This is a genomic window from Mesorhizobium sp. RIZ17 (assembly GCF_051127865.1).
GTDB classification, from domain to species: Bacteria; Pseudomonadota; Alphaproteobacteria; order Rhizobiales; family Rhizobiaceae; genus Mesorhizobium; species Mesorhizobium humile.
Window position 1 is genome coordinate 4,957,854 of record NZ_CP147861.1, and the last position, 19,229, is coordinate 4,977,082.

Consider the following 19,229-nt stretch of genomic DNA (forward strand, 5'->3'; position numbering starts at 1 on the left):
CGTAAGTATACCGACTAGTGAATATACAAGCAACTGAAAGCCTGCTCCTTATCCCGCCGAACTGCCGGAAAGGAAAAGTCATGACCGAACTTGTGCTGAGCGAGACGCGCGACCGTGTCGCCATCCTCACTCTCAACCGCCCCGACAAGCTGAACGCGCTGAATTACGCGCTGATCGACCGGCTGCTTTCGCGTCTCGATCAGATCGAAACGGACGATGGCGTGCGCGCCGTCATCCTTACCGGGGCAGGGGAGCGCGCCTTCTCCGCTGGCGCTGATATCCACGAATTCTCATTGAGCGTGGCCGAAGGCGCCGATGTCGCGCTGCGCGATTTCGTGACGCGCGGCCAGCGCCTGACGGCGCGGCTGGAAGCATTCCGCAAGCCGGTCATTGCCGCCGTCAACGGCCTGGCTTTCGGCGGCGGCTGCGAGATCATCGAGGCCGTGCCACTCGCCATAGCCAGCGATCGAGCCTTGTTCGCCAAGCCCGAGATAAAACTCGCCATGCCGCCGACCTTTGGTGGCACGCAGCGCCTGCCGAGGCTGGCCGGTCGCAAGCGCGCGCTTGAACTGCTGCTTACCGGGGATGCGTTCTCGCCCGCGCGGGCATTGGAGCTAGGCCTCGTCAACCAGGTGGTGCCGCACGGTCAACTGACACCGGCCGCGCTCGATCTCGCGCGGCGTATCGTCAGCCACTCGCAGGCGGCGGTGGCGAGCATCCTTGCCGCTGTCGCACGCGGCCTCAATCAGAGCATCGCCGAAGGCCTGCTGGTCGAGGCCGAGCAGTTCGCGCGCATGGCTCCCACGGCCGATCTGCGCGAAGGCCTGAATGCCTGGGTGGAGCGACGCAAGCCGACCTATGACGGCACATGGACGCATATCACCCGGCCGGCCGAGGCAAGACGACAGGCGCGGCGGCTCGATCGAACGGCGAGCGGGGACATGCCGGGTGATCGGCCCAGCTCTATGCCACCGCTTTGAGGTGCGCCGGCGCCTGTGCGCGTGCTGCCGCAGCCAGCATGTCGGTCTGGGTAATCAGCCCGAGTATATGCCGGTCGCCATCGACGATCACCACGGCATGGCTGCGGCCGTCGGTCAGCACCGGCAGCAGGCTCATCGCCGGCATGTCGGGTGAAGCGGTGCCGGCCTTCGACATCACCCCTTTCACGGTGTCGGTGGCTCTTGTCAGCTCGCGCAGGCCCACCGCCCCGGTGAGCCTGCCATCCGTGTCGACCACCGGCAAGGTGCGGATGTTGTGATCGATCAGCTGTTTTCGCGCGTCATCGGCGGAGGCCGTTTCCGCCACGGAGATCACATCGCGGGACATGATGTCTTTGCAAAGCAGCGTGCGCTGCGAACGCACCATCGCCTGCAACTCGACCTGGCGCAGCAGGCGCTCCAGGTCGTCGCGGTCGATATCGAAGGTCTCGTCGAGCGCGGAGAGCGCCGCATCGACATCCTCGGGCCGGAAGCCGACACGCTCGGCCGGAGGCCGGTCCGCGGTGCCGTGGCCGCTGGCGGTAGGCACGTGCACATGGGGATATTTGCGCCGCGACAGCTTGTGGAAAAGGAAGCCGAGCGCAACCAGGATGGTCGAGTTCAGCGCCACGGGTAAGAAGGGAAACAGGAAGCCTGCGGCGGCAACGGCCGGTCCGCCGAGCACGCCGGTAAGCGCTGCTGCGCCGCCCGGCGGATGCAGTGAGCGCGTGAACGACATGGCGGCGATCGCCAGCGCCACCGCAAGGCCGGAGGCGATCACCGTGTCGTGCACGAAATGCGCCACCGTCACGCCGACCAGCGCCGAGATCGTGTTGCCGCCGATGATCGACCAGGGCTGCGCCAGCGGGCTCGAGGGAACGGCAAAGAGCAGCACCGCCGAAGCGCCCATCGGCGCCACCAGCATCGCGACATCCGCGCCTTTGCCCATCGCCAGCCCGCTGATCACACCGGTCAGCGCGATGCCGATCACGGCGCCGATGCAGGCGATCAGCCGTTCGCGCAGCGTGGCGCCGGCTAGGATCGGAACAAAGAGGCGGAACGCCATGGCAGGCCCTGGATCGAATGGGGTGGAATTGCGCTGCTCGCAATGCCGCTGAAACCACGGATTTGGAAGCCAAACCAATCCGTATATTCGCAGCTTGAGAGAATATTATTGCGCCGCACGCTGCACAGGCCATGCCGCCAGCGGCCTCCGCTTTCTCAATCGCGCCAAGCCTTTGCGACGGTTTGCGGATTCGGTTCGGCAATTGCCGAATGTCTTGGTTCCGGGGAGGAGCGTGTGTCCGGCGTGCGGCAACCCGCATGTGGATGATTGCTGCAAGGTCAAGCGAGGCGCTGCGCGCGCCTCGCCCTCCGGGATGGCTGGTCAAGGGAGCCGACCGATCAAGGGGCCACCTCGATATGGCCCTTCATGTTCGGATGGAAGCGGCAGAAATAGTCGATCGCTCCCGCTGCCTTCAGCGTGACCTGGCCCTTCGACTTTGCCGGGATCATCACATCCCAGCCCCCTTTGACCGTGGCGGTGTGGGCGAGAATATCCTTGTTCGTCCACACGATCGTATCGCCGACCTTGGCCTGAATGTTTGCGGGCGAAAAGACCAGTTTGTTGATAGTCACCTCGATGGTCGCCGGGAACGCCGGCGATGCGCCGAGCGCCAACGCCAGGGCCGGCGCAAGAAGCAGCGGCCTCATTTCAGCATGCCGGCGACATGTTCGGCATGCTGCTCATGTCCTTGGAAGATCTTGAGCCCGGTCTCCAGCAGGCTCTTCAGCTCGGCATTGCTGGCCGAGGGGATGAGCAGGGTTTCGAGCGCGCCGTTGACCTGCTTGTGATAGGCCACTTCGTTCTCGATATAGGCCTTGTCGAAGGCGGCACCCTCGAGCTTCGACAGCTTGGCGAGCTCCTCCTTGGCGGCCTTGGCCAGCGCCTTGCTGGTGTCGTTGTCCTCGGGCGTGACCTTCAGCTTCTTCACCAGGTCGAGCGCCTGCTTGTTCACCGCCTCATGGTCGCGCTCCATGTCCTTGGCGAAGTCGACGACCTCCTTGTTCTTGGATTTCTTGATCGCCAGCTTGGCCGCCTCGATGTCGATCGTGTCGGCCGTGTAGGCGATGTGGGCGATCTGCGGGTCGGTGGGCTTGTCGGCGGCTAGCGCCAGCGGCGCGGTGCTCACGAAGAAAAGGGCGGCGAGGGCGGCGGTCTGTCGCATAAACATGGCATCTCCTTCGCCCGGCGCATTGGCTTCGGGCTTCATCTGAGGTTGACGCTGATTGGATGCCCGAAGCGGCGAAACGTTCCCGGGAAAAGTTAGCCCTCGATACCAAGCCTTTTCATCACCGCCTGGGTCAGCCGCTCGCAGCGCCGGCCGGCGAAGGGGAAGGCGTCGAGCAGCACCGGGCCGATCTCGTCGTCCAGCGCCCTTCGCACCAGCGCCCGCGCCCGGTGCAGTCTCGTCTTCACCGTCTCGGCCCGCACGCCCAGAAGGTCGGCGGTTTCCTCGATGCTGAGGCCCTCGATGACACGGGCGACGAAAACCGTGCGATAGACGTCCGGAAGGCTGTCGGTCGCCCGTTCGACAAGTGCCAGAATCTGCCGCTGCGCCATCGTCCGCTCCGGATCGTCACCTGTGTTCCAGTCGCTCAGGGGAAACCGAATGATCTCAGCCTCCGGGTTCTCGGGCATCGCCACGACGCGCTTGCGCTTGCGCAGCCGGCCGAGCGCCTCGTTGATGACGATGCGCGACAGCCAGGTGGAAAGCGAAGCCTCGCCGCGGAAGGCGCCGAGATTGGCGAAGGCGCGCATATAGGCCTCCTGCACGATGTCCTCGGCCTCGGTGTCGTTGCGCACCACGCCGCGCGCGATGCGATAGAGCCGCTGGTTGTGCGTCTTGATGATGGCACGGAACGCATTCGGATCGCGCGCAAGCGCCCGGCGCATCAATGCCATGTCGCCGGCTTCGGCCGCGCCGATCTCGGCGGTTTCGATAGCGGGCTTTTTCATCGCGCCCGATCTCCCGACAGCTGTTGCAATCCGCGATTGGATGCGCCTGCCGACAAAAGGTTCCCAAGTTGGTTGCGCGGGTTATGTTAGCGCTTCGACAGAGGCCTGTCTGCGGTGGTGGATTCCTCCGCCGGTCGGCCAGTCACTCGGCGGCGGCCGCCGTGAGTCCACGCAGAATGTCGGCCTTGAGGTCTTCGACATCCTCAAGCCCGATCTGCAGGCGGATCAGGGGGCCTGCATACGAACCCTTGGCAAGCGTGCGGTCGCCGAGGAAGACCGGAACGGCGAGGCTCTCATAGCCGCCCCAGGAATAGCCAAGGCCAAAGATCTTGAGCGCGTCGAGGAAGGCGTGCTGGGCCTTCTGTCCGCCGCCATTCAGCGCGATCGAGAAGACACCGCTGGAGCCGCAGAAATCGCGCTTCCAGAGCGCATGGTCGGGATGGCTTTCCAGCGCCGGATGCAGCACCTGCGCGACGCCTGGCTGCTCCTCCAGCCAGCGCGCGATGTCGAGCGCGCTCTTGCGGTGATGCTCGAGCCGCACCCCCATCGTGCGCAAGCCGCGCAGCACCTGGTAGACGTCGTCGGGACCGGAACAGCAGCCGAGCGTGCAGAAGCCTTCGTAGAGCTGCTTCCAATAGGTCTCGTTGGCCGACACCGTGCCCAGCAGCACGTCGGAATGGCCGGCTGGATATTTCGTCGCCGCATGGATCGAGATGTCGACACCATGGTCGAGCGGCTTGAAATAGAGCGGCGTCGCCCAGGTGTTGTCCATCATCACGACGGCGTTCGCCGCATGTGCAGACTGCGCGATTGCCGGGATGTCCTGCACCTCATAGGTGTTCGATCCCGGCGATTCGGTGAACACCACCTTGGTGTTGGGCTTGATCAGCAAAGCGATGCCGGCGCCGATGCGCGGCTCGTAATACTCGACCTCGACGCCGAGCCGCTTCAGCATCGTATCGGCGAAGTGGCGCGTCGGGTGGTAGACGCTGTCGACGATCAACAGGTGATCGCCCGCGGCAAGGAAGGTGAGCAGCGGTATCGTCACCGCCGCCAGTCCGGAAGGCACCGCGATCGTGCCGGCCGAACCCTCCAGCGCATCGACCGCGAGCGCCAGCGCATCCATCGTCGGTGTGCCGCGCGTGCCGTAAGTGTATTTCTGGCTGCGCCCGGCCATCGAGGCGGCGTCGGGATAGAGCACGGTCGAGGCGTGCACGACCGGAGGATTGACGAAGCCGAAATAGTCGCGCGGATTGTTGCCGGAATGGGCAAGCCTCGTGTTGATGCCCATTTCGATGCCGTCTCTAGCCATGGTTCGTCGCCTGTCGAATGATGTCAGGAGACCCAGCCATAAAGCGACGGCAAAGCCCGCGCAACCGCGCCGAGTCCGCCAAAGCCGGTCTTCCGCTAGGCCAATCCAAAGCCGCGCAGGCCCAGTAAAGCATCGCTATTGCCGCAGCGGATTCTGCCGCTGGGTCATGCATTCGCGACGGCGCGGCTTGGCTGATTTGTTCGCATGGCCTGCCGGTTTCATGGGCTCTTGTCCGCAATTTGGGCATTTGCGGCAATTGCTTTTCAAACCTCTCTGGAATCGGTCATTTCCCTTGACCTCACAGGAATAATCGCCTTCGATGCGCTTCGTGAATGGGAGGCAGCGCATCGGCAACCGATGCGGGTCCGGGAGTGGGCCTTGAAGTGGGAGCTGCATTCACAAACGAAAAAAGATCAAGCGTCGCCTGGCGATTAGGGGCGCCTGTAACAGAAAAGGGTCTGTGGGTCATGAAACACATTGCAATCGGCATTCTTGGCGCCGCCGCGCTCGGGTTCATGGCGTCCGCCGCTTCGGCCGGCACGCTCGATACCGTGAAGCAGAAGGGCTTTCTCCAGTGCGGCGTCTCGACCGGTCTCGCCGGCTTTTCGGCGCCGGACGACAAGGGTGACTGGAAAGGCATCGACGCGGATTTCTGTCGCGCCGTTGCGGCCGCCGTCTTCGGCGACGCCACCAAGGTCAAGTTCACGCCGCTCAGCGCCAAGGAGCGGTTCACCGCCCTGCAGTCGGGCGAGATCGACATCCTGTCGCGCAACACCACCTGGACCAGCAACCGCGACAGCGCGCTCGGCCTCGATTTTGTCGGCATCACCTACTATGACGGCCAGGGCTTCATGATCAACGCCAAGAAGCTGCCCGGCGTGAACTCCGCGCTGCAGCTTTCGGGCGCCGCCGTCTGCGTGCAGAGCGGCACCACCACAGAGCTCAACCTCGCCGACTACTTCAAGAAGAACAAGATGGAGTACAACCCCGTCGTGTTCGAGAAGCTGGAAGAGGTCAACGCCGCCTATGACGCCGGCCGCTGCGATGCCTACACCACCGACCAGTCCGGTCTCTATGGCATCCGGCTAACGCTGTCTTCGCCGGCCGACCATGTCGTGCTGCCCGAGATCATCTCCAAGGAGCCGCTCGGCCCGGCCGTGCGCCAGGGCGACGACCAGTGGGCGCATATTGCGCGGTGGACGTATTTCGCGCTGCTCAACGCCGAGGAAGCCGGCATCACGCAGGCCAATGTCGACGAGATGAAGACGTCGACCGACCCGAACATCCAGCGCCTCCTCGGCACTGAGCCCGACGGCAAGTACGGCGCCGATCTCGGTCTTTCCAACGACTTTGTCGTCAACATCGTCAAGGCTGTCGGCAACTACGGCGAAATGTTCGAGCGCAATGTCGGATCGGGCAGCCCGCTTAAGATCGCGCGGGGCATCAACGCGCTGTGGACCAAGGGCGGCCTGCAATACGGTCCGCCGATCCGCTGATTGAAACGTGATCCGGGAGGCAGGTTGTCTGCCTCCCGGTTTCTCTTTCCAGGGGACGGTCCATGGCTTCGCAGGAAATCCTTCGCGAGGAGCCGAGCCGCGGCTCCTTCATCAATGACCCGAGAATACGCAGCCTGTTCTTTCAGACGCTGGTCGTGATCCTGCTGTTCGGCTCGATCTGGTGGATCGTCCACAACGTCATCGAGAACCTCCAGCGCCTGCACATCGCTTCAGGCTTCGGTTTCCTCAGGAGCAGGGCCGGCTTCGACATCTCCGACACGCCCATCGCTTACACGTCCGACTCGACCTATTTCCGCGCGCTGGTCGTCGGTTTGCTCAACACGATCATCGTTGCCGTCGCCGGCATCGTGCTTGCCACGATCGTGGGCTTCACCATCGGCATTGGCCGCCTGTCGCAGAACTGGCTGATCCGCAAGATCTGCACGGTCTATGTCGAGATCTTCCGCAACATCCCGCCGCTGCTGGTCATCTTCTTCTGGTATTCAGGCGTGCTCGCCGTGCTGCCGCCGCCGCGCGAGAGCATCCACCTGCCTTTCGGCTCCTTCCTCAACCAGCGCGGTTTCTATTTTCCGCGCGCCGTTTGGGGGGACGGCTCCTGGCTGATGGGTGTCGCATTGCTGCTGGCCATTGCAATGGCCTGGTTCGTCGCCCACAGGGCGCGACAGCGACAGAAGGCGACCGGCCAGCAGTTCCCGGTCTTCTGGACGTCGCTCGCGCTTGTCGTCGGCCTGCCGGTGCTGGCCTTCCTGCTCGGCGGCATGCCGCTCACCTTCGATTTTCCGAAGCAGTCGACCTTCAACCTGACCGGTGGCTTCTGGGTCAAGCCGGAATTCCTGTCGCTCTTGCTGGCACTCTCCTTCTACACGGCGGCCTTCATCGCCGAGATCGTGCGCGCCGGTATCCGGGGGGTCAGCAAGGGGCAGAGCGAAGCGGCGGGTGCGCTCGGCCTCCGCTCCGGTCCGATCTTGCGGCTGGTGGTCATTCCGCAGGCGATGCGCATTGTCATCCCGCCGCTCACCAGCCAGTATCTCAACCTGACCAAGAACTCCTCGCTGGCGATCGCCATCGGCTATCCGGACCTTACCGCGACTGCCGGCACGGTGCTCAACCAGACGGGCCAGGCGGTGGAGGGCGTGTTTATCATGATGATCGCCTATCTGGTGCTGAGCCTGGTGACGTCCTTTGTCATGAACATCGTCAACGCCAGAATGGCGCTGGTGGAAAGGTAGGGCCATGCAGGAACACGACATGTCCTGGGTGCGCACCGAGATGGCGCTTGCCCAGCCGGCCCCGCCTACCGAACGCGGCGCCTATGCCTGGGTGCGCAAGAACCTGATCGGTTCGGTCGGCGACACCGTCCTCACAATCCTCGGCATCGCCATCGTGCTGTGGATCCTGCCGCAGGTCATCAACTGGGCCTTCCTCAATGCCCAGTGGACCGGGCCGGACCGCACCGTATGCACGACCGCTTCGCAAGGTGGCATCCAGCCCGACGGTTGGACCGGCGCCTGCTGGGCTTTCGTCAACGCCAAGTTCGGCCAGTTCATGTTTGGCACCTATCCGATCGAGGAGCGCTGGCGGCCGATTCTGGCCGCCATCCTGTTCGTGGCGCTGCTGGTGCCGATGCTGATCCCCCGCGTTCCGCGCAAGGGGTTGAACGCGCTTCTGCTCTTCGTGGCGCTGCCGGTCGTCGCCTTCTTCCTGCTGGTCGGCGGCGTGTTCGGCCTGCCGCATGTCGAGACCCCGCGCTGGGGCGGGCTGCTGGTCACGCTCAGCCTGTCCTTCGTCGGCATTGCCGTGTCGCTGCCGATGGGCATCTTGCTGGCGCTCGGCCGGCGTTCGAAGATGCCGATCATCAAATGGCTTTGTATCGTCTTCATCGAGACGGTGCGCGGCATTCCGCTGATCACGGTGCTGTTCTTCGCCAGCGTCATGCTGCCTCTGTTCCTGCCGGAAGGCGTCAGCTTCGACAAATACCTGAGGGCCCTGATCGGCGTGTCGCTGTTTGCCGCCGCCTACATGGCGGAAGTGATCCGCGGCGGCCTGCAGGCGATCCCGAAGGGCCAGTATGAAGGCGCCGACTCGCTCGGCCTCGGCTACTGGCAGAAGATGGGCCTGATCGTGCTGCCGCAGGCCCTGAAACTGGTCATCCCCGGCATCGTCAACACCTTCATCGGCATGCTCAAGGACACGAGCCTGGTTCTGATCATCTCGATGTTCGACCTGCTCGGCGTGGTCAAGCAGAACTTCGCCGACCCCAATTGGGCGACGCCGCAGACCCCGAAGTCGGGCCTGATCTTTGCCGCCTTCGTTTTCTGGCTGTTGTGCTTCGGCATGTCGCGCTATTCAATGTACACCGAACGCCGGCTCGACACCGGCTACAAAAGATAAAAAGGGGAATTGGCCATGGCCACCGAAAACGCCGTCAGCGCGGAAGACCTCAAGGTCAATGCCGGAAAGATGCATGTCTCGACCACCGATGTCGCCATCGATATCGTCGGCATGCACAAATGGTATGGCGAATTCCACGTGCTGAAGGACATCAACCTCAAGGTGATGCGCGGCGAGCGCATCGTCATTTGCGGACCTTCGGGATCGGGCAAATCGACCATGATCCGCTGTATCAACCGGCTGGAAGAGCATCAGAAGGGCAAGATCATCGTCGACGGCAAAGAGCTCACCAACGATCTGAAGAAGATCGACGAGGTGCGCCGCGAGGTCGGCATGGTGTTCCAGCACTTCAACCTGTTCCCGCATCTGACCATCCTGGAGAACTGCACGCTGGCGCCGATCTGGGTGCGCAAGATGCCGAAGAAGCAGGCCGAGGAGATCGCCATGCATTTCCTCAAGCGCGTCAAGATTCCGGAACAGGCCAACAAATATCCGGGCCAGCTCTCCGGCGGTCAGCAGCAGCGCGTGGCGATCGCGCGCTCGCTGTGCATGAACCCGCGCATCATGCTCTTCGACGAGCCGACCTCGGCGCTCGATCCGGAGATGATCAAGGAAGTGCTGGAGACGATGGTGGGGCTGGCGGAAGAGGGCATGACCATGCTCTGCGTCACCCATGAGATGGGCTTTGCCCGCAAGGTGGCCAATCGCGTGATCTTCATGGATCAGGGCCAGATCGTCGAGCAGAACACGCCGGCCGAGTTCTTCGACCATCCGCGCCATGAGCGCACGAAGCTTTTCCTGTCGCAGATCCTGCACTGAGCGGGCCTCTGCTTCGTCATTCTAGGGCGGAGCAAGGAGCGAGCGACGCGGCGCAGACCCTAGAATCCATGCCGTGACACCGAGGCGTTGCCACGTTTCAGAATTCCGCACCGCTGCACCCCTCGGCAGAGGTCACGGCATGGATACTCGGGTCAAGCCCGAGTATGACGACGTCCCGGACAGAACCGCCGCGCCCGATGAGAAGAACCTTGCGATACCTGGCGATGCTGGTGGGTGCGGTGGTGCTTGCCGCCGCGCTCGGCACGCTGGTGCCGCGCCCGCTCTGGCCAGCCGCCGCCGCAGGCGAGGGGACGCGGCGCATATTGGTGCTCAAGAACCCAATCCACACCGATATCGCCGTGCCCCTCGACGATGGCGTGCGCCGGCGCTTTGCCTTCCTGGCCGATGCCGGTCTGCCGATCGACGTGCCGGAGGAGCGCTACATCGTCTTCGGCTGGGGCGGTCGCGCCTTCTATCTGGAGACGCCGACCTGGTCGCAACTGAAGGCCGGGCCGGTGTTGAAGGCGCTGACGCTCGACGCTTCGGTGATGCATGTCGATCTTGCCGGCGCGATCAAGGAACCACACCCGGATGTTGCAGGTTTCGACATCGACGAGCAGCACTTTTCGACGTTGCTCGACTACATCGCCGCGAGTTTCCAGCAAGGGCCTGAGGGACCAGTGGTGATCGAGAATGCGGGCTATTCAACCTATGACCGTTTCTACGAAGCCAACGGCCATTTCAACGCTCTGGTCGGCTGCAACACCTGGACGGCAGCGGGACTGCGTATTGCAGGCCTTCGCACGGGATGGTGGAACCCGCTGCCGATGTCGTTGGGGTGGTCGCTGAGGATATACAATTAGCACTCGTCCAAGCGAGCGCCGAGTTCCGTCACACCCCCCTCTGGCCTGCCGGCCATCTCCCCCGCAAGGGGGGAGATCAGCTGTAGCTGCGGCTTTCGCCAATCGCCAACGTCGCAGGATGAACGAGGCGCGTGAGCTGCCAATCTCCCCCCTTGCGGGGGAGATGTCCGGCAGGACAGAGGGGGGCGCTGGCCCGCCAGCCTATCCAACTTTTCGCCCGTTAGGCATCCACTACCGCCTCACAACCTTCCGCTCCTCCCAGCCATACAGCCAGTCCAGATCGGCCGCGAGTTTCTCCGCCGGCCGCGTCGCCAGCACCAGGTTGCGGGCAATCGCCACCGGTCCCCTGGCATGCCAGGCCAGGCGATTGAGCGTGCCGCGCTTCAGCACCTTTTCGACGCGCGGCCGTCTCAGATTCTCCCAGATAGTCAGGCTCTGCTTCGGATCGTCCGGAAAATCGGCGACCAGATTGGCCAGCATCGCGGCATCCTCGATCCCCATCGCCGCGCCCTGCGCCGCGAACGGTGTCATGGCATGCGCGGCGTCGCCGATCAGCGCGATGCCTTGCGGGACCGCCCAGCGCCGTTGCCGGACCGTGTGCATCGGAAACGCCGTCCATGGCCCCGCCAGCGCGACGAGCCTTGCGAGCTTCGCCGCGGTGCCGCGCATGGCACTGGAGAGGATGGCCGGGTCGGCATGGCCTGACCAGCCTTCCGCGATCTGCTCGCCCTTGGTGAAGGCGGCGAGATTGACGGCGCTGCCCTTGCTCACCGGATAGGCGACCAAATGGAAGCCGGGATGCAGGAAGGTGGTGACGCATCCCGCCGCGCCGATCTCGGCAAAAGCCTGCCCTGCGGGACTTTCGGTCGCCACTGTGGCGCGCCAGGCCAGTCGGCCCGAGAAGCGGCTTTTCGCGAAACCGGATTCCCCGCCGGCAAGCTGTGCGCGAACCGTGGACCAGACGCCGTCGGCTCCGACCAGCAGGCTGCCAGCGACCTGTGCAGCTTTGCCATCCGTCTCGACTGTCACGCTGATACCCGGCGCGTCGGCCGCGATGCCGGTCACGCGCGCGCCGGTGACAAGCTCGATATCGGGCCGGTCCGCCACTGCCGCCATCAGCGCTGCCTGCAGGTCGGCGCGATGCGCCACCAGATAGGGCGCGCGCCAGCGTTTTTCTCCGGCTTGTCCAAGCGGCACGCGGGCCAGCTCGCGCAGGCTTCTCGCGTCCTTCAGCACCACCGCTTCAGGCCGGATCGCGTCGGCCAGCAGGCGATCGAGCACGCCGAGCTGGCGCAGGATGCGGGTCGCGTTGGGTGAAAGCTGGAGCCCGGCGCCGGCGGCTTCGAGCTGCTTTGCCTGCTCGAACAGCTTTACCGGGAAACCGCGCTCGGCAAAAGCGAGCGCCGCCGTCAATCCGGCGATGCCAGCCCCGGCGATGACGATTTGCTGGGACCGTGTTTCAGCCATGATCGGGGAAAAAGGGTCAGGCGGCCTGGTCGACATAGAGGCAGCCGGCCGGCTGCGTTTCCGTCGCCTTCAGCGACGGCGAATAGCGGTAGAGCGTCGAGCAGTAGGGGCAGACCTTTTCATTGTCGTCGCCCATGTCGAGGAACACATGCGGATGGTCGAAAGGCGGGTTGGCGCCGGTGCACATGAATTCCCTGACGCCGATCTCGATGACCGGATGGCCCGCGTCGTTCTGGAAATGGGGAATGCTACCGCCTGCCATCGTCGTCTCCAATTGGGTTCGGCCAGTGGGTGTGACCCGTCTGCATCTGGAGCATAACAGGCCAGTTTGCAAGATCGATGAAATCAAACTGTCGCAAAAGGCTGGCAGAGGATAAGTTGAGCCGGTTAAGCGCATGGCTCCGCGCACGGATCGATTCCGTGACGATCATGCGTCACAAAAACATGTTAGAGCGTCGCCGAACGGCAATATGCGGCGCTCCCTGGGGACGGTAGCGGGCAAGAGCGGGAAACCATGAACGAACTGAAGCCTGTGCAGAGCGAGTTCATCACCGTCGTGGCGGCAAGCCCGGACGGCGGCAATCCCGACCGTTTCGTCAACCGCGAATTCTCCTGGCTGCAATTCAACCGCCGCGTCCTGGAGGAATCGCTGAACGAGCATCATCCGCTGCTCGAGCGCGTCCGCTTCCTGTCGATCTCGGCCGCCAATCTCGATGAATTCTTCATGGTCCGCGTCGCCGGCCTCGCCGGCCAGGTGCGCGAGGGCATCGCGCTGAAAAGCCCTGACGGCCGCACGCCCGAGCAGCAGCTCGAGCAATTGCTGCGCGAGGTCGAGCGCCTGCAGGAGGACCAGCAGAAGAGCCTCTCGGCACTGATGGTCCTGCTCAACAAGGAAGGCATCGAAAGCATCACCCGCGATGCGCTGACCAAGGACGAGAAGGCCTGGCTGGAGGAGCATTTCCAGGAACAGGTTTTCCCGGTGCTGACGCCGCTGTCGATCGACCCGGCGCATCCGTTTCCCTTCATTCCCAATCTCGGCTTTTCCATCGCCCTGCAACTGCGCCATCGCAAGAATGGCGAGGAGATGAGCGCACTGCTGCGCCTGCCGGTGGCGCTCAAGCGTTTCATCCGCCTGCCCGACCGCAAGAACCATGTCCGCTTCATTCCGCTGGAGGAAGTGGTCGGCATCTATATCGGCAAGCTTTTCCCCGGCTACGAGGTCAAGGGCTCGGGCACGTTCCGCATCATCCGCGACAGCGACATCGAGGTCGAGGAAGAGTCGGAAGACCTGGTGCGCCTGTTCGAAACGGCGCTGAAGCGGCGGCGTCGCGGCTCGGTGATCCGCATCGAATTCGACACGCTGATGCCGGCTCAATTGCGCGACTTCGTCGCCGGCGAGCTCGGCGTCTCGTCGAGCCGCATCAGCGTGCTCACCGGTCCGCTGGCACTCAACCAGATCTCCGAGATCGTCGCCATTCCGCGCGACGACCTCAAATTCACGCCCTACAATCCGCGCTTTCCCGAGCGCATCCGCGAGCATGGCGGCGACTGCTTCGCCGCCATTCGCGAGAAGGACATTGTCGTCCATCACCCCTACGAGTCCTTCGACGTGGTGGTGCAGTTCCTGCGTCAGGCCGCTGCCGACCCGGAAGTGGTGGCGATCAAGCAGACGCTCTACCGCACCTCGAACGACAGCCCGATCGTGCGCGCGCTGATCGACGCCGCCGAGGCCGGCAAGTCGGTCACGGCGCTGGTCGAGCTCAAGGCGCGCTTCGACGAGGAGGCCAATATCCGCTGGGCGCGCGACCTCGAACGCGCCGGCGTGCAGGTCGTGTTCGGCTTCCTGGAATTGAAGACCCACGCCAAGATGTCGCTGGTGGTGCGCCGCGAGGACGGCAAGCTGCGCAATTACGTGCATCTCGGCACCGGCAACTACCACCCGGTCACCGCGCGCATCTACACCGACCTGTCCTTCTTCACCACCGACCCGACGATCGCGCGCGATGTCGCGCAGCTCTTCAATTTCATCACCGGCTATGCCGAGCCGGCCGAGGAGATGCGCCTTGCCGTATCGCCCTTCACGCTGCGCAAGCGCATCCTGAAACACATCTCGGACGAGATCGTCCATGCCCGTGAGGGCCGGCCATCGCGCATCTGGATGAAGATGAACGCGCTGGTCGATCCGACCATCATCGATGCGCTTTACGACGCCAGCCGCGCCGGCGTCGAGATCGACCTCGTCGTGCGCGGCATCTGCTGCCTGCGGCCTCAGGTGCCCGGCCTGTCGGAGAACATAAGGGTGAAATCGATCGTCGGCCGTTTCCTCGAGCACAGCCGCATCTTCTGCTTCGGCAACGGCCACGGCCTGCCGTCGGACGAGGCGATTGTCTACATCTCGTCGGCCGACATGATGCCGCGCAATCTCGACCGCCGCGTCGAGACCCTGGTGCCCATCACCAATCCAACTGTGCATGAACAGGTGCTCGGCCAGATCATGCTGGGCAACATCATGGACAACCAGCAAAGTTTCGACGTATTGGCTGACGGCACCTCCCGGCGCGTTGTGCTGGAGGAAGGCGAGGAACCGTTCAACGCGCAGGAATATTTCATGACCAATCCGAGCCTGTCGGGACGGGGTGACGCGCTGAAATCGCATGCGCCCAAGCGCATTGCCCAGTTCAAGCGCCGCAAGAAGAACGGCGCCGCGTGATCGCAGTTTCCCAGGGCCGGCTTCAGGACCGGCGGCCGCTGTCGATCATCGACATCGGATCGAACTCGATCCGCCTTGTCGTCTATGAGGGGCTGGCCCGCTCGCCCACGCTTCTGTTCAACGAAAAGATGCTGGCCGGCCTCGGCCGCGGCATCGTTTCGACGGGCAAGCTCGATCCCGAGGCGGTGACGCGCTCGATGGAGGAATTCCGTCGTTTTCGCGCGCTTTCGGATCAAGCCGGCGCCGAGCATATGTACGTGCTGGCCACCGCCGCCGCGCGCGAGGCCGGCAACGGTCCCGATTTCATCCACCGCGCCGAGGACGTGCTGAGGACCGAGATCCGCGTACTCACCGGCCGCCAGGAGGCTTATTATTCTGCGCTCGGCGTCATGTCCGGCTTCCATCCCGCCAACGGCATCGCCGGCGACCTCGGCGGCGGCAGCCTCGAGCTGATCGACATCAACCGCGAGACGATCGGCCAGGGCATCACGCTGCCGCTTGGCGGCCTGCGCCTGCAGGACATGGCCAAGAACTCGCTCGTCCAGGCCCAGAAGATCGCCCGCCAGGAGCTGGCGCGGGCAAAGCTGCTCAAAGGCGGGCAGGGCAGGGTCTTCTACGCCGTCGGCGGCACCTGGCGAAACCTCGCCAGGCTGCATATGGAGATGACCAACTACCCACTCGGCGTCATGCATCACTACGAGATAACGGCCGACAGCGCGCAGGCTTTCCTGAAACAGGTCGCCAAGGGCGAGGTCGAGAAGGTGAGGGGCATCGAGGGTGTCTCCAAGAACCGCCGCTCGCTCTTGCCCTACGGCGCCGTCGTGCTGCAGGAGATCATGACGGCGATGCAGCCTTCTAAGATCGTGGTTTCGGCGCAGGGCGTGCGCGAGGGCTTCCTCTATTCGCTGCTCGACGCCGAGGAGCAGAAATCCGATCCGCTGATCTCGGCCGCCGAGGAACTGGCGCTTTTGCGCTCGCGCTCGGTGCACCACGCGCATGACCTGGTCGAATGGACCGGCAAGGCGTTCAAGGCCTTCGGCATCGACGAGACGGAGGACGAGGCGCGCTACCGCCATGCCGCCTGCCTGCTCGCCGACATCGGCTGGCGCGCGCATCCTGAATATCGCGGCAGGCAGTCGCTCAACATCATCGCGCATGCCTCTTTCATCGGCGTCGACCATCCGGGCCGCGCCTATCTGGCTCTGGCCAACGCCTATCGCCACGACGGCATCTTCAACGACGGCATCGCGCCCGAGATCAAGGCGCTGGCGCCGCCCAGGCTGTTGGAGCGCGCCCGCTTGCTGGCGGCGATGATGCGCGTGGTCTATCTGCTCACCGCAGCGATGCCCGGCGTGATGCCGAGGCTGAAATGGGAAAGCCGCGGCAACGGCGCGCTCGCCCTGGTGCTGCCGGCCTCGCTCGCCGATCTTTACGGCGAACGGCCGGCCGGCCGCCTGGCGCAGCTTGCGCGCATCACCAACCGACGCCTTGTGCTGGCGGTGGAAGGCGGGCCGAGCGTTTCGGTCAAATAGGGCCGGCTTAGCTCACTTCGGCGCCGCGATCCCGAAACCACGACCGTCCAGCGACCAGGCGCCAGCGCCGGCCATGGCATGCGCCAGGAAACCGCCGGCAATGGCGATGTCCTTCATCAGCATCTGTTGATGCAGGAAGGACAACATCGGATCGTCGCCTTGGTGGTAATGGCCGATGAAGCCGGCGGCGATGCAGAAAGCGGCAAGCAGCAACGCAACGATCGGCGTCTGGAAGCCGATCAGGATCAGCGATCCGGCGGTCACTTCGAACAGGCCGGTCCCCCAGGCGGCCAATGTGGGCAAGGGCAGGCCGAGGCCGGCGAAATAGCTGCTCGTAGCGGCGATGTCGCTGAGTGCTTGAAGCCCTGACGGCACGAACAGGGCGGCGAGCAGCAGTCGCGCGATGAGAAGCAGTGCGTTGCGGGCCATGACCACCACCTTCCTTGTCGGCACGGTCCGGCAATGCCGGACCGGAGCATTAGTCTAGTCCAGCAACGAAAAAGCGGCGCGGAAAATTCCGCGCCGCTCAACAGGGCTTGGGAGGAAGGGAACTGTTCGAGCTCAGGCGCGCTTGGCGTCGATCGAATAGGCGCCGGCGCCGGAGGAAGCGAGCAGGATGAAGCCGCCGGTGATGGCGAGGTTCTTGAGGAACTGGATCATCTGCATCTGGTCGGCCCACCCGGTATGCGCGACCAGCCCGGTGGCGATCGTGAAGATGGCGAGCACCCAGGCGGCGATCCGGGTCTGGAATCCGACGAGGATGGCAAGGCCGCCAAGCAACTCGATCAGGCCGACGACAACGGCCGTCACGGTCGGGACCGGCAGGCCGAGGGCACCGAAATAGCCGGCGGTGCCGGAAATGGCGGTGAGCTTGCCGAAGCCGGAAAGCAGGAAGATGACGGCAAGCAGGATGCGGCCGATCAGGATCGTGGTGGAGCTGTTGGATGCGGTGCCGTTGCCGGCGACGGAAGAGTTGATGGACATGGCGGTTCTCCGAACGGGGTTGAATGGCCCGTCAGATAAACGATGGAGACTGTTCACCAAAGCCGCCTATGCGGCAACACATTGTTCACAGGACGTGCATCCTATGATTCTGCGGCCGGCGTGAAATTCATGTCGTGGAAGTCGCTGACGGGAGCAAATTTTCCCACCGCAAAATACCGCATCGGTTTCGCCCGGAATGAGGAAGCCGCCCTCAGCCCGGATGCGTCATGTCCTCCGGCCGTACCAGCCGATCATAATCGGCTTCGCTGACCAGCCCGGTGGCCAAGGCCTCTTCGCGCAAGGTCGTGCCGTTCTTGTGCGCGGTCTTGGCTATCTTGGCGGCGTTGTCGTAGCCGATGGTCGGGGCGAGCGCCGTCACCAGCATCAGCGAGCGCTCGAGCGCGGCCTTGATGTTGTCCTCGCGCGCCTCGATGCCGACCACGCAATTGTCGGTGAAGGAGACGGACGCGTCGGCGAGCAGCTGCACCGACTGCAGGAAGTTGTAGGCCATCAGCGGGTTGTAGACATTGAGCTCGAAATGGCCCTGACTGCCGGCGAAGGCGAGTGCTGCGTTGTTGCCGAACACCTGCACGCAAACCTGCGTCAGCGCCTCGCACTGGGTCGGGTTGACCTTGCCCGGCATGATCGAGGAGCCCGGCTCGTTCTCCGGCAGCGACAGCTCGCCGAGGCCCGAGCGCGGGCCGGAACCGAGCAGGCGGATGTCGTTGGCGATCTTGAAAAGCGCCGCGGCCGCCGCGTTGATCGCTCCATGCGAGAACACCATGGAATCGTGTGCCGCCAATGCCTCGAACTTGTTCGGCGCGGTCACGAAGGCGATGCCGGTGATCGAAGCGATGCGATCCGCCACTTTTTCGGCGAAGCCGACCGGCGCGTTGAGGCCGGTGCCGACGGCGGTGCCGCCTTGCGCCAGTTCCTGCAGGCCGGGCAGCGTGAGCTCGATGCGCTTGATCGACGAGGCGACCTGCGCGGCATAGCCGGAAAATTCCTGGCCAAGGGTCAGCGGCGTGGCGTCCTGCGTGTGCGTGCGGCCGATCTTGATGATGTGGTTGAAGGCGCGCGCCTTGGCGTCGAGCGCCTTGTGCAGATGGTGCAGCGCCGGGATCAGATGGTGCACGACCCGCTCGGCGCAGGCGACATGCATGGCCGTCGGATAAGTATCGTTGGACGACTGGCTCATGTTGACGTGGTCGTTGGGGTGCACCGGCTTCTTCGAGCCCATCACGCCGCCGAGCATCTCGATCGCCCGGTTGGAGATCACTTCGTTGGCGTTCATGTTGGACTGCGTGCCGGAGCCCGTCTGCCAGACAACCAGCGGGAAATGCGCGTCGAGCTTGCCGTCGATGACCTCCTGCGCCGCCTCGACGATCGCCTTGCCGACGGCGGGATCGAGCCGCTTCATCTCCATGTTGACCTCGGCCGCGGCGCGCTTGACGATGCCCAAGGCGCGGACGATCGAAGCCGGCTGCTTTTCCCAACCGATCTTGAAATTGCCCAGAGAACGCTGCGCCTGCGCGCCCCAATAGCGATCCGCCGCGACCTCGATGGGGCCGAACGTATCGGTTTCGGTTCTGGTCTTTTCAGCGCTCACGGCCACTCTCCGGTCTGTCGATTTGGGCA

At 64.0% G+C, this 19,229-nt stretch carries 18 protein-coding genes; 8 read left to right on the forward strand and 10 right to left on the reverse strand.

The annotated features are described in order from the left end of the window. Positions 1-80: 80 nt before the first annotated feature. On the forward strand, positions 81-980 hold the full coding sequence (locus WDX12_RS24080; protein ID WP_434722266.1) for a crotonase/enoyl-CoA hydratase family protein: 900 nt from the start codon (positions 81-83) through the stop codon (positions 978-980). Here WDX12_RS24080 and WDX12_RS24085 read toward each other — a convergent pair. From WDX12_RS24085 to WDX12_RS24105, 5 genes are all read right to left on the reverse strand, one after another. Beyond that, the gene (locus tag WDX12_RS24085) at positions 964-2,043 is read right to left on the reverse strand and encodes an HPP family protein (protein WP_434722267.1); all 1,080 of its coding nucleotides are present in this window, start codon (positions 2,041-2,043) and stop codon (positions 964-966) included. The genes WDX12_RS24080 and WDX12_RS24085 overlap by 17 nt on opposite strands. Before the next feature lie 338 nt (positions 2,044-2,381). Further along, positions 2,382-2,690: a cupredoxin domain-containing protein gene (locus WDX12_RS24090; RefSeq protein ID WP_434722268.1), complete on the reverse strand. Its 309-nt coding sequence runs from the start codon at positions 2,688-2,690 to the stop codon at positions 2,382-2,384. Further along, positions 2,687-3,211, reverse strand: coding sequence for a DUF4142 domain-containing protein (locus tag WDX12_RS24095; protein ID WP_434722269.1), 525 nt, complete (start codon positions 3,209-3,211; stop codon positions 2,687-2,689). Before WDX12_RS24095 ends, WDX12_RS24090 begins: the two co-directional genes overlap by 4 nt. Before the next feature lie 92 nt (positions 3,212-3,303). Beyond that, a complete protein-coding gene (locus WDX12_RS24100) occupies positions 3,304-3,996 on the reverse strand; it encodes an RNA polymerase sigma factor (RefSeq protein WP_434722270.1) in 693 nt (230 codons plus the stop codon). Positions 3,997-4,138: 142 nt separating this feature from the next. Continuing rightward, positions 4,139-5,308: a cystathionine beta-lyase gene (locus WDX12_RS24105; RefSeq protein ID WP_434722271.1), complete on the reverse strand. Its 1,170-nt coding sequence runs from the start codon at positions 5,306-5,308 to the stop codon at positions 4,139-4,141. A gap of 467 nt (positions 5,309-5,775) precedes the next feature. On the opposite strand from WDX12_RS24105, the gene WDX12_RS24110 reads away from it, so the two are divergent. From WDX12_RS24110 to WDX12_RS24130, 5 genes are all read left to right on the forward strand, one after another. Beyond that, complete coding sequence (locus WDX12_RS24110; RefSeq protein WP_320298325.1) at positions 5,776-6,804, forward strand: amino acid ABC transporter substrate-binding protein; 1,029 nt, start codon at positions 5,776-5,778, stop codon at positions 6,802-6,804. Between the two features lie 62 nt (positions 6,805-6,866). Then, positions 6,867-8,054, forward strand: a complete 1,188-nt coding sequence (locus tag WDX12_RS24115; RefSeq protein WP_320298324.1) for an amino acid ABC transporter permease — start codon at positions 6,867-6,869, stop codon at positions 8,052-8,054. A 4-nt stretch (positions 8,055-8,058) separates the two neighbouring features. Next, on the forward strand, positions 8,059-9,216 hold the full coding sequence (locus WDX12_RS24120; protein WP_434722272.1) for an amino acid ABC transporter permease: 1,158 nt from the start codon (positions 8,059-8,061) through the stop codon (positions 9,214-9,216). 15 nt (positions 9,217-9,231) lie between these two features. Then, the gene (locus WDX12_RS24125; RefSeq protein ID WP_052457670.1) at positions 9,232-10,035 is read left to right on the forward strand and encodes an amino acid ABC transporter ATP-binding protein; all 804 of its coding nucleotides are present in this window, start codon (positions 9,232-9,234) and stop codon (positions 10,033-10,035) included. 197 nt (positions 10,036-10,232) lie between these two features. Continuing rightward, the gene (locus tag WDX12_RS24130) at positions 10,233-10,898 is read left to right on the forward strand and encodes a TIGR02117 family protein (protein WP_434722273.1); all 666 of its coding nucleotides are present in this window, start codon (positions 10,233-10,235) and stop codon (positions 10,896-10,898) included. A gap of 231 nt (positions 10,899-11,129) precedes the next feature. Here WDX12_RS24130 and WDX12_RS24135 read toward each other — a convergent pair whose 3' ends face one another. Both WDX12_RS24135 and WDX12_RS24140 read right to left on the reverse strand, forming a co-directional pair. Next, positions 11,130-12,365, reverse strand: coding sequence for an FAD-dependent monooxygenase (locus WDX12_RS24135; RefSeq protein ID WP_434722274.1), 1,236 nt, complete (start codon positions 12,363-12,365; stop codon positions 11,130-11,132). Positions 12,366-12,381: 16 nt separating this feature from the next. Then, positions 12,382-12,627: a zinc-finger domain-containing protein gene (locus WDX12_RS24140; protein ID WP_112097842.1), complete on the reverse strand. Its 246-nt coding sequence runs from the start codon at positions 12,625-12,627 to the stop codon at positions 12,382-12,384. A gap of 252 nt (positions 12,628-12,879) precedes the next feature. Here WDX12_RS24140 and WDX12_RS24145 point away from each other — a divergent pair, with 252 nt between their 5' ends. Together WDX12_RS24145 and ppx are read left to right on the forward strand one after the other, a co-directional pair. Beyond that, on the forward strand, positions 12,880-15,075 hold the full coding sequence (locus tag WDX12_RS24145) for an RNA degradosome polyphosphate kinase (RefSeq protein ID WP_434722275.1): 2,196 nt from the start codon (positions 12,880-12,882) through the stop codon (positions 15,073-15,075). Beyond that, the gene (gene ppx / locus WDX12_RS24150; protein ID WP_434722276.1) at positions 15,072-16,607 is read left to right on the forward strand and encodes an exopolyphosphatase; all 1,536 of its coding nucleotides are present in this window, start codon (positions 15,072-15,074) and stop codon (positions 16,605-16,607) included. The genes WDX12_RS24145 and ppx overlap by 4 nt, the downstream gene beginning before the upstream one ends. A gap of 12 nt (positions 16,608-16,619) precedes the next feature. Here the strand turns inward: ppx and WDX12_RS24155 are convergent, their stop codons facing one another. The 3 genes from WDX12_RS24155 to fumC all read right to left on the reverse strand — a co-directional run bounded on the left by WDX12_RS24155 (position 16,620) and on the right by fumC (position 19,200). Further along, positions 16,620-17,036 (reverse strand): DoxX family protein, encoded by a 417-nt coding sequence (locus WDX12_RS24155; protein WP_320298317.1) that lies wholly within the window; start codon positions 17,034-17,036, stop codon positions 16,620-16,622. Positions 17,037-17,168: 132 nt separating this feature from the next. Then, positions 17,169-17,591 (reverse strand): DoxX family protein, encoded by a 423-nt coding sequence (locus WDX12_RS24160; protein ID WP_434722277.1) that lies wholly within the window; start codon positions 17,589-17,591, stop codon positions 17,169-17,171. A 211-nt stretch (positions 17,592-17,802) separates the two neighbouring features. Further along, positions 17,803-19,200, reverse strand: a complete 1,398-nt coding sequence (gene fumC, locus WDX12_RS24165) for a class II fumarate hydratase (RefSeq protein ID WP_320298315.1) — start codon at positions 19,198-19,200, stop codon at positions 17,803-17,805. Positions 19,201-19,229: the final 29 nt, after the last annotated feature.

Coding starts and splice junctions, on each gene's coding strand:
- WDX12_RS24080 (WP_434722266.1), top strand. CDS start 81: ATGACCGAACTTGTGCTGAGCGAGACGCGCGACCGTGTCGCCATCCTC.
- WDX12_RS24085 (WP_434722267.1), bottom strand. CDS start 2,043: ATGGCGTTCCGCCTCTTTGTTCCGATCCTAGCCGGCGCCACGCTGCGC.
- WDX12_RS24090 (WP_434722268.1), bottom strand. CDS start 2,690: ATGAGGCCGCTGCTTCTTGCGCCGGCCCTGGCGTTGGCGCTCGGCGCA.
- WDX12_RS24095 (WP_434722269.1), bottom strand. CDS start 3,211: ATGTTTATGCGACAGACCGCCGCCCTCGCCGCCCTTTTCTTCGTGAGC.
- WDX12_RS24100 (WP_434722270.1), bottom strand. CDS start 3,996: ATGAAAAAGCCCGCTATCGAAACCGCCGAGATCGGCGCGGCCGAAGCC.
- WDX12_RS24105 (WP_434722271.1), bottom strand. CDS start 5,308: ATGGCTAGAGACGGCATCGAAATGGGCATCAACACGAGGCTTGCCCAT.
- WDX12_RS24110 (WP_320298325.1), top strand. CDS start 5,776: ATGAAACACATTGCAATCGGCATTCTTGGCGCCGCCGCGCTCGGGTTC.
- WDX12_RS24115 (WP_320298324.1), top strand. CDS start 6,867: ATGGCTTCGCAGGAAATCCTTCGCGAGGAGCCGAGCCGCGGCTCCTTC.
- WDX12_RS24120 (WP_434722272.1), top strand. CDS start 8,059: ATGCAGGAACACGACATGTCCTGGGTGCGCACCGAGATGGCGCTTGCC.
- WDX12_RS24125 (WP_052457670.1), top strand. CDS start 9,232: ATGGCCACCGAAAACGCCGTCAGCGCGGAAGACCTCAAGGTCAATGCC.
- WDX12_RS24130 (WP_434722273.1), top strand. CDS start 10,233: ATGAGAAGAACCTTGCGATACCTGGCGATGCTGGTGGGTGCGGTGGTG.
- WDX12_RS24135 (WP_434722274.1), bottom strand. CDS start 12,365: ATGGCTGAAACACGGTCCCAGCAAATCGTCATCGCCGGGGCTGGCATC.
- WDX12_RS24140 (WP_112097842.1), bottom strand. CDS start 12,627: ATGGCAGGCGGTAGCATTCCCCATTTCCAGAACGACGCGGGCCATCCG.
- WDX12_RS24145 (WP_434722275.1), top strand. CDS start 12,880: ATGAACGAACTGAAGCCTGTGCAGAGCGAGTTCATCACCGTCGTGGCG.
- WDX12_RS24155 (WP_320298317.1), bottom strand. CDS start 17,036: ATGGCCCGCAACGCACTGCTTCTCATCGCGCGACTGCTGCTCGCCGCC.
- WDX12_RS24160 (WP_434722277.1), bottom strand. CDS start 17,591: ATGTCCATCAACTCTTCCGTCGCCGGCAACGGCACCGCATCCAACAGC.